This is a genomic window from Candidatus Hydrogenedentota bacterium (assembly GCA_035416745.1).
Classification (GTDB): domain Bacteria; phylum Hydrogenedentota; class Hydrogenedentia; order Hydrogenedentales; family SLHB01; genus UBA2224.
The window spans coordinates 1,168-14,988 of the sequence record DAOLNV010000019.1 but is presented as its reverse complement, the minus strand read 5'-3'; the positions used below and the strand labels follow the sequence as shown (position 1 = coordinate 14,988).

General features: G+C 62.9%; 6 protein-coding genes. 1 reads left to right on the top strand and 5 read right to left on the bottom strand.

Annotated features, from left to right (window positions below; translation table 11 throughout):
- Positions 1-68: 68 nt before the first annotated feature.
- Positions 69-4,355 carry a sigma-70 family RNA polymerase sigma factor gene (locus PLJ71_08435; GenBank protein HQM48702.1) on the bottom strand — a complete coding sequence of 1,429 codons (4,287 nt, stop codon included), beginning with the start codon at positions 4,353-4,355 and terminating at the stop codon, positions 69-71.
- Positions 4,356-4,942: 587 nt separating this feature from the next.
- Between PLJ71_08435 and PLJ71_08430 the strand changes: the two genes are divergently transcribed.
- Entirely contained in the window at positions 4,943-7,024 is a 2,082-nt protein-coding gene (locus PLJ71_08430; protein ID HQM48701.1) for a hypothetical protein, read from the top strand.
- A gap of 10 nt (positions 7,025-7,034) precedes the next feature.
- On the opposite strand, the gene PLJ71_08425 is transcribed toward PLJ71_08430, so the two are convergent.
- The 4 genes from PLJ71_08425 to PLJ71_08410 form a co-directional block, all read right to left on the bottom strand.
- The gene (locus PLJ71_08425; protein HQM48700.1) at positions 7,035-8,039 is read right to left on the bottom strand and encodes a nucleoside hydrolase; all 1,005 of its coding nucleotides are present in this window, start codon (positions 8,037-8,039) and stop codon (positions 7,035-7,037) included.
- A 278-nt stretch (positions 8,040-8,317) separates the two neighbouring features.
- Positions 8,318-8,755 (bottom strand): hypothetical protein, encoded by a 438-nt coding sequence (locus PLJ71_08420; GenBank protein HQM48699.1) that lies wholly within the window; start codon positions 8,753-8,755, stop codon positions 8,318-8,320.
- Positions 8,756-8,820: 65 nt separating this feature from the next.
- Positions 8,821-11,016, bottom strand: a complete 2,196-nt coding sequence (locus PLJ71_08415) for a histidine kinase N-terminal 7TM domain-containing protein (GenBank protein HQM48698.1) — start codon at positions 11,014-11,016, stop codon at positions 8,821-8,823.
- 276 nt (positions 11,017-11,292) lie between these two features.
- The gene (locus PLJ71_08410; GenBank protein ID HQM48697.1) at positions 11,293-13,653 is read right to left on the bottom strand and encodes a GH92 family glycosyl hydrolase; all 2,361 of its coding nucleotides are present in this window, start codon (positions 13,651-13,653) and stop codon (positions 11,293-11,295) included.
- Positions 13,654-13,821 lie beyond the last annotated feature (168 nt).

Sequence of the window (13,821 nt, the reverse complement as noted above, 5' to 3'; positions counted from 1 at the left end):
AACACGCCACGGCGCGGAGGGCAAACCCGCGCTGCACCACGATGACGCGACGTGATGCTGCTCTTATTTCACCGCAACTGGAGATTGACCACCGTCTCGCCGCCTTCTTCCAGCGTGATATAGGCCATCGCGCAGGGCATGGCGACGCAGTCCGCTTCAGAGCCGATTCCGCCTCCCGATGGGATCAGGGCGGTTGCGCAGAGGGTGTATTCGCCCGCATCGAAGGATGACATGGAAAACGTCCCATCCTCGTTCACGTCAACGCCTTTGATAAGGAATTCCATGGCATAATCGGATACGTTCCAGGGCACCGAGGGCCAGGTATGGCATCCCTGCAGGAGATATACGCTGACGCGCATCCCGGGCGCGGCGCCAGTGACCGTTCCCCTGACCGAGGCGGCGCCCGTCAGGTCCACGTCATACCTCCTGTTTTCGCCCGCCTTTACCTGGATGGTCTCGAGGCGGCGCCTGGATGGAGCTTCCCCGGCATTCGCCTCGATCAGGAGAACCACTTCGCCCGCCTGGAGCCCATCGAGGCGATAGCGGCCGGACTCGTCCAAGCGGCCGCCGGCATGCCACTGCTTGCCCAAGGTAACCCATCCGCGCGCCGGTTTCTCGCCGTCAATCGTGACCAGACCTTCCACTGATGCGGTTCCTTGCGAGAAATCGAAGTCCACAACGGTTTCGTTGCCTGCTTCTATCAGGGCGCGTTTGTATGCGGCATAATGCGCATTCTGCCCGTCCGCCGTGCTGAACCATGCCATCCCGCGGACCAGAATCTCGCCCGGAGCCAAGTCGGCGATTGCATAGGTCCCGTCCGGGTTGACTTTCACCCCGGATTCACCTAACGCGGGCTCGAAAGGATGACGGACGTCCACGCCAATGTGGTATGGCTCGCCGGGAATATTGTCTGTGTTAACCATACCCTTCAAGACACCGCCGCCGGTCAGGGCGATGGTGACCCGTTGCGTTTGGCCGCCTACGGGCGACACCAGCGTGAAGCCCGGTCCGTATCCCGGCTTCGCGGCGGAGATGCAGCGGACGCTCTGCTCGACGGTGTCGAGGCGGAACCGGCCCTGTGCATCGGCATAGCCGACGTTGCGCTCGCCGCGCTGCACCGTGTGAGGCAGCGCGCCCGTGAACAGCATCGCCCCAGGAGCAGGAGCGCCGCCGGGATCCACTACTTCACCCTCAATGATGGCTCCCCGTTTCATTGCGATCACGACGCCGGTCAACGGCTCTTGGTCCGACGTAACGCTGATCCTGGTCTTCTGCCACGTGTAGCCGTCAGCCCAGGTGTAAATGAATGAATCGCGCACGTGGATGCACTCGAGCTTGAACCGGCCCTCTTCATCCTGGAACCGCTGAGCGTCTTCTTTCATCTGGCCCGTGATGCGGGAGAGCTCATCGTCCCGCTCGTACGCGTAGAACGTCGTTATGGGTTGCTTCGTGACTGCATCGATGACCGTGCCATGGACTTCCGTGAGGCCGAGCAGCGTAACGAAGACGTTTCGCGTGCCCGCCGCCACGTCCTTGACGTATGCGACGCTGTATTGGGGATGCCAGACCTGCAGTTCGTGCGTGCCGTCGGGGAGCCCCGTAATTTCAAACGTCCCATCGGCCCCTGTCGCCACCTCTCTGGTCTGCCGGAAGATGTGGACTTCCGCGCGCTCGATGGGCTTGCCGGTCTTGTCCGCCACGCGTCCCGCAATCACGCCGGTCTGGCTGGGGTCGCCCGGAGGCTGATAAATCAGCTCGAGGTTCTCCACGGTCCCGCCAGCAGGCACCACGATATCTTTGTATTCGGTGCGCGCGTTGAGATCAGTATTCCTCGGAATAACAGAAACGGTCGTCGGGCCGGGGAGCAGCCCCGAGAACGAGAACTCCCCGGCGTTGTTGGTGCGTTCCGAATCCCATCCCAACTGCCGGGCTTCCTGGTGCTCCACATAGACTTCCGCCTTCGGCAGGGGCCGCCCGGCGGCGTCTCGTGCCGTGCCCTTGATCGCCCCTGCGGGTCCCAACGGAATGGTGAGCGGCTCGTTGCCTTCCAGGCTCACCGTGAGCGGACCGACAGGGGCGCTGATTCGGTCATGTTTGCGGGCAATGACTTCCAGCCTGTCGGTAGGAGGCAATCCCGCCAGCAGGAAATGGCCCGTTTTGTCGGCGCCGACATAGTCGCGGTAGTCTTGACCGATTACGCAGTTGATCTTGGCCCGCGGCACCGGCTGCCCCTCGGCATCTACGACCTTGCCCGTTAACCGGATGCCATGGGAGAGGGAGAAATCGACGCCGGAAACCGTCTGGCCAGCCACGACCTGGAGTTCCTTGGCGTTTTTCTCGTTGTAGGGACGGGAATAGCCCTCGACGGGACTCCAGCGGACCGCGTAACTTCCCGAGGGAAGGCCTGTCAGGACGTAGCCCCCCGTAGCGTCGGTGAACGCTTCGCGATGCCGCACGATCTCCTGCGGTTCCGGGTAGGTGTAGATCTTCACGCCTGCAAGGCCTTCGCCCGAGTCGGCATCCGTGATGCGTCCCATCACGAGGGCGCCTGGCATGACCGGGACTTCGAGAGCCGGGGCCTCCTCACCATCCTTCATATTAAACGCTACCGGCCCGCCCGATGAGATCCATTCGGGGTCGTCGGCCACCGCCGTATACTCGCCCGCGCGAAGGCCTGCGACGCTGAATGCGCCACCGTCATCGCTCGTCGCGTAGAACTGGTCACGCTTCAGTATCTTCGACTCCACGCGCACCCGTATCTTCGCCAGAGGCGTGCGGGACGCATGGTCCACCACCTGACCCGCAATCGCGCGGCCCTTTGCGAGCGTGAGTTCAACGTCCTCGCTGCCTGCTCCAATGAACTCGCTGAGCAGCGATTCATACCCCTCCGCGCGTACGAGGAATTTCCACTGCCCCGGCCAGAGGGGGATCGATGCAAACCGCCCCTCGCCATCCGTGACCATTCGGGCAGCCGTGGTTTCGGGAAGGGGTAGATCACCAGGTTCCTTGTCGTACGCCTGGACGTATAACGCGGCGCCCGAAACCGGACGCCCCGACTCGTCCGCTACCCGGCCCCGCACAGGCGCTCCGGGCAGCAACACCACATCCAGATAGGGTTCGGGACTGTACGTATCGGGGCGCGCCCTTGCCGCGATGAAGGCATCCACCGTATATGCCTCCACAACATACCATCCGCTTGGAATATCTTCGAAGAGAAACGCCCCGTCTTTGTCTGCCGTCGTGGACATCACAACGGCATCCTCGGGCTCACACTCGTAGCCGTAGATGTCCACCCGCTCGAGCCGGACCGTTGCACCGGGCTTGTCCACCTTACCCGCAATGCCGTAGGGGCCGGTGGGCTGCTTAACGGCCGCGCTCTGGGCTGCCGCCTTCGGCTCACCCGCCTCAACCGTGGAAGCCATGCGCTGCCGTTGCGGAAGCGGCGCGGCGCTATCCGTAATCCCCTCCTGTTCAGCCGGTTGCGCGGCCAGCGCTGGGCGATTTGTCGGGGGTATCGCGTCCCCGCCGTTTTGGAGACTCACGACCCCGACCACGCCGCCGGCCACCGCCACTGCAGCCACGAGGACTATCCCCGCTTTCGACGATAAAAATCCCATGAGCATCTGCAGACCCCCTATGGTCATTCCTGACGTTGTGGCGGCCGTGCCGGCGGACCCCGTGCCCGCCGATGCCGCGCTTCCAGCCTCCGCGCTCGCGCGTTGCCAGCCCGCGGACGCCCCCGCAACGGCCCCGATGATCGTCAGCGCCCGTTTCTCGAGCGCCTTCTCGGAGTCTCGGTCGCGGCCCAGTTCGTCGAGCAACTGTTTGCCGAGGGCTTCGCGCGCCCGTTGCAGGCGTTTCCGGACCGCCTCGTGGGATATCTCGAGCAATTGGGCCATCTCCCGCGTTTTCACCCCCGCGAAATAGTGCATGAACAGGACCTCGCGGAAGTCTTCGTCCAATTCCTCGACGCGGCGGCGCAGCATCGCGCGCATTTCCCGGACCTCCAGTTCGCGAGCGGCATCCTCGAAGGGTTCGGCGGCATCCTCGAGGCCCGCGTTCAGGCGTTTTTCGCGCGCGCGCTTCGTAAGCCAGTCGTTGGCCTTGTTGCGGGCGATGCGCAGCAGCCACGGACCGAACTTGCCGGGTTCGCGGAGCGTGTCGAGAGCGGTATAGGCCGCCAGGAAGGCCTCCTGAGCGATGTCCTCGGCCTCGGCGAAACTCCCCGTTCGCGCCCGCCCTACGGCGTGAACCGCCGGCAGATAATGCCGTACCAGCGCACCATAGGCTTCCCGCTCGCCAGCCAGGACCCGCTTAACCAAACGCGCATCGTCGTGTTTCAGGGCAAACAGCACGGCCAAACTCCTTCGTCTGCCTTATAGTCTCTCGCCGCGCCGGGAATGTGACAGCGAGAGGGGGTCTTTCCTGGAAAGGTAGGCCAATTGGCCGTTCTACGCAAGCGGCAAGCCGCCCGGAGACTGGACGGAGTCCATAAAGATGGACTCGGTAGACGTGGTAAACCCGGCGCTCGGCCTGTCGCCTGTAGTCACCCCTTCCGGGGTCCATCCCGGGGTCCGCGCAACGGAGGGCCGGTTTTCCAACCGGCCCCTGAATCGCCGCGGCCCGCCGGGGCTGCGCACCGGTTAGATGGGCACACGGGCGTGCACATATGCTCGCGCCGTTGGTTCTTTCGGGTGTTGGAGACCTTCGGTCGTGACAGTGGCATGGTCAGGAAACCATGCCACAGCGGGGGCAGGAAGGGTGTAAAGGGATTGGGAAACGCGCCGCAGGGGAGACGAATGCAGGAAGAAGGTTTGACTGCCGCGGCCACATTGCCCATGATGATGCCGGCTCGGCGTTATGGTTAACGCGCCTTCGGCAGGGGACTCAGCGCGGGGAAAGGACAGTTCATATGCGCTTCACACGGAGAGGAATTCTCAAGATGGGTATGGTAAGCGGTCCCTTGGCGTCAATCCTGGCCGGATTGCCTTCGGCGGCGCAGACGCCCGAAAATGCCGCTGGCGCCTCCACACCGGGCATCGAAAAGGCGTATATCTGCTTCCGTATCGGCGTGCCAACGTACCGGAACGAGGCGCGGTTCCAGGAACTCCTGGATCTTTTCGAGCGCTATCGCGGGGTGACGGACGAGATCACGCTGTTCACATCGGAGACGCACCCTCCCCTGCCCCTGGACGTCATGTTCGAACGCATCGCCCTGCTCGAGTCACGCATGGCCATGGCCCGCGCACGCGGTTACCGCACGGGCATCAACATCCTTTCCACCGTCGGCCACCACGAAGAGAATCTGCCCAACTCGCTGTCGGGCGAGTTCGTGCCTATGACGGACGTCAACGGCGGGGTATGCCGGGGCTCGTTCTGCCCCAACTGCGAGCCCATGCGCGAATATATCCGGCGGGTGTACGAGGCCTTGGCGAAGGCAAAACCCGACTACATCTGGATCGACGATGACGTGCGCCTCTTCGGACACATGCCCATCGGGGCCGCGTGTTTCTGCGACACGTGCATCGCTCTGTTCGGCCAGCGCGCGGGCAAGACGTTCACGCGCGAGTCTTTGAGTGCCGCGCTGTCGTCGGGGCCTGTCGCGGAGAAACTCGACCTCCGCCGCCGGTACCTGCAACACAATCGCGAGACCATTGGCAATCTGTTCCGCATGATCGAGACGACCGTACATGACGTCCAACCCGGTTTGCCTCTGGGATTCATGACGGGCGACCGGTTCTTCGAGGGCTACGATTTCGACACGTGGGCGGACATCCTTTCCGGGCCCGGGCGGGCGGAGGTGATGTGGCGGCCCGGTGGCGGGACGTACACGGACGAGCGCATGGCCGGGATCACCGACAAGGCGCACGACGTCGGACGCCAGACCGCGCTTTTGCCCGGATACGTGAAGTGCATCGAATCGGAACTCGAGAGTTTTCCGTACCAGCGTCTCAAAAAGAGCGCGCACTCGACGTTTCTCGAAGCCGCGGCCTATATCGCGGGCGGGTGCACCGGCACCGCGTTCAACGTGCTGTCCATGTACGACGAACCGCTGGACGAATACGAGCCGCTTGTGAAACGCCTGCGCGCGGGACGCCCTTTCCTCGATGTGCTCGCCCGGACGCTAGGACGCGCCCCCTCGATCGGCCTCCACAGCGGCTGGGTGAAAGACACCTATGCGGCGCAGAACGTCGACGGCGCATGGTTCGGAGGCCCCGGGGCCCCGGGGCATTGCAACGAGCTCTGGTCGACGGGCCTTCCCGCGGCGTATACCGCCGCGCACGCGACGGTAACCGCGCTGTCCGGCGAACAGGTGATGGCTTTTACAAAGGAAGAACTCCAGAAGCTCCTGTCGGGCGCCGTGTATCTCGATGGGCCGGCCCTCGACCGCCTGAATGCGCTGGGTTACGGCGCCTTGACCGGATTCGAGACCGTCGAAGTGCGCCACGAGGACTGCATCGAGGAAATGACGAATCATCCGCTCAACGGCCCCTACGCGGGACGCCGCCGCAACGGCCGGCAATCATTCTGGAAGTGCCCGGCATACTTCTTCCGCCCGACCTCTGACGGGGCGCAGGCGTTGTCGCGTTGCGTGGACTACACGTACACGGAAACGGGGCCCTGTTGTCTGGGAGTGTTCGAGAACGGCAGCGGCGGCCGCGTTTGCGTCGAGGGGTACTACCCCTGGCAGCAGGTTCAGACCCTGTCCAAATCGGCGCAGGTAAAGGCTATCATGCGTTGGCTTTCGCGGGACACCCTTCCGGCCTATGTCGCGTCGTTCCACCGGGTGAACCTCTGGGTTCGCCGTCCCCATGAGAATACGATGGCGGTCGCCCTGTTGAACGCCTATATGGACCCCGCTGAAGGGATGACCCTGCTGGTTCACACGGCGGGCGACGTGATGCGAATCACCGACATGCGCGGCGCGCAATCTGAAGTCGAAGCGGCAGGAGCCGACGGCCCCTACAAAGAATTCGTGCTGCCAGCCATCGCGCCGTGGGAGATGCTCCTCGCCGTCGCGTGAAACGGTTTGGCTACCGCTTGTGGGGCGGCTGACTCGAGAGCAGGGACAGCGCTTCGCGGATGCGCACGGCCTGCATCTCGTCGACTATCAGGTAGCGGTGTTTCCCGTCCGGGGTTTCTTGGAAAGTGGTGACGCCGTTTTCGTTGACGATTGCGCGGCCCGGAGGCGACAGGCGAAAATAACCGCGCTCGGGGCGCACGGCCCACAACACGCTGGTGAGGTCCCACGTTGGCCGCTCGTGCGGAGTGGGCATGTACAGCTGGTACGCTTCGGCCAGCGGGTGATGCTCTATGTAACTGAAATCCTGCTCGATGCTGTCCGCGGGATACGTGATGGCGGCGCCAATCTCGTAGCCGCTGTACACGATGGGCGTGGGCCACTCCCGCACCAGTTTCTGCGCGGACGGAATGTCCATCACGACGTTGTACTCGCGGTGTTCCTTGCCGTCAATAGGCGCGAACGCTCCCGCCATGATCGACAGCACGCGCACCTTGGTCGCCGCCAAGTCGCGCCCGCTCAACGGCGAAACAGCGTCGGGCGGCGAGTCAAGAAGCCGCGCGAGATTGGTCGAGAACCCGACCTGCGCGATGGCTACCGAGTTGTCGGGCTGAGCGGCGAGCGCCTGCCGGAGAACCGTCACGGCGCCGGGTGCGTCTTTCCCGCTCGCCAGACCGTGGGGATAGCGGAGCGTGCCGTTGTCCTGGGCGCGCGCCAGTGCCAGGAACTTGCTGTCCTCGGGCGTCACGCCGCTGTTCGTCACGCCGATGGGAATCCCGCCGCGCCCATAGAACGTGTTGACCGCATCGACGAACGCCGCGCATAGCTCATGATCCTTGGTGATGGTGACGGCCACGAGTTCGCATTCGCCGCGGCTCTGGAGGGCATGGATCACGCCGAGGGCGAGGGCGTCGTCCACGTCATTGCCGATATCCGTGTCAAAAATGAGCTTAACCGGGTCGGCCGGCTTCAGATTGACCCGCTCGGGGGCCACGCCGCCCGCGGCATTCAACAACATCGAAACCACACACGCACATCGCAACATCTCATCGCTCCTTAATCTTGGGGACACAATACTCAATTATGCCCCCGGCGCGCCTTGTTTGCCATCTTTATCCCATCATGTGCGGCGTGTGATTGAGCATTGTGCCGGGAATGACACTGGCTCAATCCGTTAACCGAGGGCGGGGTCTTCTTACCCGTCCCTTCCGGATCAAGGGTGTTCCCGGCGTCAACCAGCGGCGCCCGGTCTTGAGTCGGCGCAACTCTGTTGTGTCCCCAAGAGTCGGCACTCGGCTAGCCGGCGAGCGGGATATCGTGATCCTCGCACCACTCGCGCACGGCGCTATGCATGGCAGCGTTCTCGTAGTCATACCACTGCTGGAGCATGTCGTGGTGCTGGAGAAGATCTTTGAACCGCGCATAGGCTCCGGAACGGCTGAAGATCTCGCGGACTTTGCCGGAGGACTCTGGCATGTGCTGGTCGGCAAACCGCACCGCCAGTGCTGGTCCGAGGTCGAGCTCGCTCTTGTGCGGGATGGCCACGCATTTAGCCTCAATGGCCTCTATATCTTCCTCTTCCTCGCCCGATTCGGACGCCTCGAAATATGCGCTCCAAAAATGCATTTCCCCGGTCTCCGGATCCAGAAAGGCCACGTTCTCCGACGGCGGCCCCGAACTGACGAAGTCGAATGCGTCCCGGATCTGATCGAACTTGATGGGTTTCGCGCTCATGGTGTGCCCCCTGCAATTGACTACATATCTCCTGCAATGCTATTCAAGAATACCGACACCCGAACCTATGAATCAAGGGTCTCCGCGGTGTGAGCGGCCTTCGGGAGTTCCGCGGAGGAGTCTTTGGCGGGGAACAGGGCGCGGAAGGTCGAGCCGCTGCCGAGGATGCTATCGACCTTGATGGCTCCGTAGTGCCCGCGCACGATACCCAGGACGGCGGCGAGACCGAGACCGCGGCCAGTGAATTTGGTGGTGTAGAATGGGTCGAAAATACGGGACACGGCGGCTTCGTCCATGCCCGCGCCGGTATCGCCGACTTCGAGGTAGGCGTACATGCCCTCGGGCTGGTTTTCGTGGAGCCAGGTCGAGGCGAGATAGGCCCGAGTGCAGAACATTACGCCGGTGGACACCGTGACAAGCCCGCCCTCCGGCCCGATAGCTTCGGCGGCGTTGCTCGCGAGGTTCATGAGCAGCTGGCTGATCTGCGAGGGGTCGCCCTCGATGGACGCCGCACGCTCGGCAAGGGCGAGGCGAAGGCTGCAATTCTCGGGAAGGGACGCCTCGAGCAATTGCGCCATCTGCATAACCAGGGTGTTGAGGTCGATCGCCTCGAGGACGGCCTTGCCCCTTCCAGAATACGCCAGCATCTGCCGCGAGAGTTCGGCGGCCCTATGCGCGGCCTGAGCGACCTCTTTGAGGTAGGGGCGCACGCCCGAGGCTTGCGGGAGTTGTCTCATGGCCAGTTCGGCATTGCCTGCGATGATGGCGAGGATGTTGTTGAAATCGTGGGCGATGCCCCCGGCTACAGTAACCAGGCTCTCGAGTTTCTGGGCCTGGCGGACCTGCGTCTCCAGCTCGAGCTGCCGGGTGACATCGCGCTTTACCGAGACGAATCCCATGATGTTGCCGCCGTAATCGAAGATGGGCGAGATCGTCGCGTCTTCCTGAATGTGGACCCCGTCCTTCCTACGGTTGGTGATGGTGCCATGCCAGATCTTGCCTTTGGTCACCGTCGCCCAGATGTCTTCGTAGAAGGCAGGGTCATGAACGCCGCTCTTGACGATACGGGGGGTCTGGCCCAGCGCTTCGGCCCGCGAATATCCGGTAATACGCTCAAAGGCGGGGTTGACGTACACAATGACGCCCTTCGGGTCCGTGATCACGATATCTTCCGCCGCATACTCGATGGCGGTGAAGAGACGGCGCTGCTCCAATTCGGCGAGTTTGCGGTCCGTGACGTCCCGCAGAATCATGACGCTGCCCACGGGTGTAACCCAGCGCGACCGTATGGGCGAGAGACCCGCCTCGAGATACCGGGTACTGCCGCCGTCGATCTGTACGGTGGTTTCGACGTATCTGCCGGGGTGCATCGAGGCATCGAACAGCGCCTGCGAGAACACCAGAAAATCGGTAACAGGCCTCCCGAGAATCTCAGGCACCTCCTTGCCCAGCATGGTCCGGGCAGCGTCGTTCAGATCGAGAATCCGGTGACCGCGATCGAAGACAATAACGCCGTCCTTCATGCTTTGAATCACCTGGTCTTTGGCAACGGGCACGGGCGACAGCAACAAACCGTACCGGAGAAAGTTCCATCCAATGACTATGGCCGCAAACCCAAACGACAGGGGCGTGAGGTCCATGTAAGGGAGAGGACTCAGCCGGAGCTGGAACACGAGGTTCGCGGATAAGGGCGCGAGCGCCCCGACAAGGAGGAAGAAGGCCTGCCTTCGGTAGGTGCGATGGGAGCGCAGCGCTGCAAGCACCAGGAACGCTGTTCCCACGAGCACGAACGTGTAACCACACGAAACCGCAACCCAATACAGTGGACCTCGCACAGTGGCGAGCGTCGTCACGGGCCCGCTGGTATCGAGCCACAGCTTCCGCCACACCAGGCCATGACGCCCGTTTGTCCAGACAACGGCCAGATTCATGATAGGCAACACTGCAAGGGCTTTAAGAAACCAGGGCACGCTACGGTGGCGGCCCCATGTGAACTGGAAGGCGAAGATAAACCAGGCAAAGGGGACGGTAACAATCCCCACGTAGCGCACGTGGGTCCAGAACATGCGGCCTTCGAAAGTCTGACAGCCGAGTTCGGCTGTTTCGGCGAACGTCCATATGCCCGCGCCAGCTATCAGCACCAGTAGCGTGAGCGCGCCTTGTTCGCTGCGGCGGCGCCACAAGACGGCGACGAAGACGACCGCGATTGCCGCCGTTGCCAACAGCGGCGCGGCGAAGGGATGGAGCTGCCACACGGGCATCGCCGAAGAACCCTCCTGAAGCCCCAGCGTCAGACACGAGGCCTCAGTGTATCATGCCGGTCAAGCGGAACAGGAATTACCAAATCGGATAACACGACGATTGCGGAAACTCACACGGAGACACAAAGGACACGGGAGAAATGGAGCGTTCGCCGAAGCGAAGCCTGCGCGAGCAGATGGGCGTGCTCCCGCGTTCGCGCAGGGGATTTGGTTGCAGTCAACGGCCGCGCCAGGTGCATTTGGTGTTCTTCTTTTGCGCGCAATTCCCGCCCGCACTCACTCTGCTTTGCCCGCCGGCTCTGGGGCCATCGCGAACCGGAGCTCGCCGCCGCGGGCGAGCTGCTCGTGGGTGACGCGGAACTCGTCGAGCCGGTAACCGTTGATGCGGACGCTGCGCGCGTACAGATTCTCCGGGGCGTAGTTGTCGGCGATGACCGTGAGTGTGCCGTCTCGCACCTTCACCTCGGCCCGTTCGAAGAGCGGCGCGCCGGCCCAGTACTCGTTCGTGCCTGCCACGGGATACAAACCCAGGGCGCTGAAAACGAACCAGGCGGAGAGGGTGCCGCCGTCGTCATTGCCGTCGAGGCCGACGTAATCGGCGCTGTGCTTGGTGTCCAGAATCCAACGGACCCATTTCTGTGTGAGATCGGGGCGGAGGGCTTCGATAAACAGGTAGGCGGCGTGCAGGTCGGGCTGATTCCCCTGCCAGTAGTAAGAGGACGGGATAAGCACCCCCATGTCCTCGTCCGCATTTTCGAAAAACGCGTTCAATTCATCGACAAAATACGCATTACTGCCGAAAAGGCCGATCATCCCGCGGGCGTCATACGGGGCGCCCCACCGCCACTGGAGAGCACTGCCTTCCACGTAGTCATTCGTCAGATCTCCTTTGCTGTCGAGATAGCTCAGCTTCAGCGGGTCAAAAGGCTCGACAAACGCGCCGGCGGCGGTCCGAGGCTGAAAATACCGCGTTTCGGGGTTCCAGAGGTTGCGGTAGTACGCCGCATGTTCTCGGAACAGGGCGGCGTCTTCCTCATTGCCGAGGCCGTAGTATGCGAGGTTGGCGAGCGCGCTGTCCGCCCATCCGAATTCGAAGGTGCGCGAGACGGCCTCCTCCATCAGCTCGGCGGGACAATATCTGTATTCGAGGTAATGCTCGATGCCCTCGCGGCCAGAGAACGCGGCGCCCTTCGGCGTTGGCCCGAGCGCGGTGCGGCGCATCATCTCGTAAGCCGTTTCGATGTCAAAACCGCGAATGCCTTTCAGATACGACTCGGAAATGACGATATCCGCGGGCGTGCCCAGCATGGAGTTCGTATACCCGTTTCCCGAAGGCCATCGCGGCAGCCATCCGCCGCCCTGTTCGGCCATCGCGATGAGCGAAACGAGCATGTCGCGCTGGTCGTCGGGCGCGATAAGTGTATACAGGGGATGAACGGTGCGAAACGTGTCCCAAAGCGACATATCCGTGAAGTAACGGAAACCCTCGGCCCGGTGGACCTGCTTGTCGAAGCCGAAATAGTCTCCGTTGACGTCGCTGAAGACCGTGGGCATCTGAAAGACACGGTACAGCGCCGTATAGAAGATGGTGCGCTGTTGTTCCGAGCCTCCCTGGATCTTAATGAGCGACAGGCGCTCCTCCCAGGCGGCCTTGGCTTCTTCGAGGATTGCCTCGAACGTTTTTCCCGCCGTTTCGGCCTCGAGGTTTTCTTTGGCATTGGCGATGCTGACATGCGAGATCGCCAGCCGGAGCTCCACGGTCTGCGCCTGGCCGGACGCGTTGAACGTGAGATCCGCACCGACGTCGCTTCCTTCGGCTACGGCATGGCCGTCCGCGCATTGAACGCCGCTCCACGTCGAGTACGCGCTGAACGGGCGGTCGAAACGCGCGGCGAAATATACCTTGATGCCGCCGTAGCGCCCCGCGAAGGCGCCAAAGGTACGCACCGACCCTTCGAGCTCGCCCGCGGCGGGGAAAACGCGCACCTCGCCTTCCTCGCTGCGCCGTCCGCCGAGCGCGTTGGATACGTCGATGTGCACGTGGGCGGTCCTGTTTGCGGGAAACGTGTAGCGGTGCACGCCCACCCGGGGCGTCGCGGTAAGCTCGGCCAGGATCCCGGGTTTGGACAGACGCACGGCGTAGTATCCGGGAAACGCCTCTTCCTCGGCGTGCGTGAACGTGTCGCAACGGGCGTCTTTGGGAACATCAAACGCGACCGGCGCCAGCGCGGGACGCACAAGAAAATGCCCCCCGTCCACTGCTCCCGTGCCGTTCAGGCGCGTGTGGCTGAATCCCAGCATCTTGTTGTCGCCGTAATAATAGCCGGATTTGTTGAGAGCCCGCTCCGCAGTGAGCATGGATACCGTTTCGGGGCTGAGCCGCACGACGCCGAAGGGCAGCGACACGCCGGGATAGTTGTTGGCGCACATCCAGGGAACGCCGCCCGTGCCGATGAAGGGGTCTACCCATCTGCCGAGCTCGCCGGGTTGCGCGTTCGTCGCGACCGAGCCCGGGCCCGCCCCCACTATCCTCTTGTATTTGAAGGCGAGGCCGCCCACGAACACACCGGCGGCCAGAACGGCAACCAGCACCGCCAGCCCGACAACGAGCGCCACCCGCTTGAACCATTTCTTCATTACCCCACCCTTTTGTCTGGCTTCGAAAACCCGCTGACCGGCGGGCGGCGCCCGCCGCAAAGGAAGCTATTCGCGCGACAACGCTTCCTGCACACAACGCAAGAGCGTTTCCGAGCGGAACGGTTTCCGCAGAATCTCCGCCTTACCCGAGGGCAAATGACCCTTGTC

Bases quoted from the DNA above. Each gene is read 5' to 3' on its own strand.
- PLJ71_08430 (HQM48701.1), top strand. From the start codon at position 4,943: ATGGGTATGGTAAGCGGTCCCTTGGCGTCAATCCTGGCCGGATTGCCT.
- PLJ71_08420 (HQM48699.1), bottom strand. From the start codon at position 8,755: ATGAGCGCGAAACCCATCAAGTTCGATCAGATCCGGGACGCATTCGAC.
- PLJ71_08425 (HQM48700.1), bottom strand. From the start codon at position 8,039: ATGTTGTTGAATGCCGCGGGCGGCGTGGCCCCCGAGCGGGTCAATCTG.
- PLJ71_08410 (HQM48697.1), bottom strand. From the start codon at position 13,653: ATGAAGAAATGGTTCAAGCGGGTGGCGCTCGTTGTCGGGCTGGCGGTG.
- PLJ71_08415 (HQM48698.1), bottom strand. From the start codon at position 11,016: ATGCCCGTGTGGCAGCTCCATCCCTTCGCCGCGCCGCTGTTGGCAACG.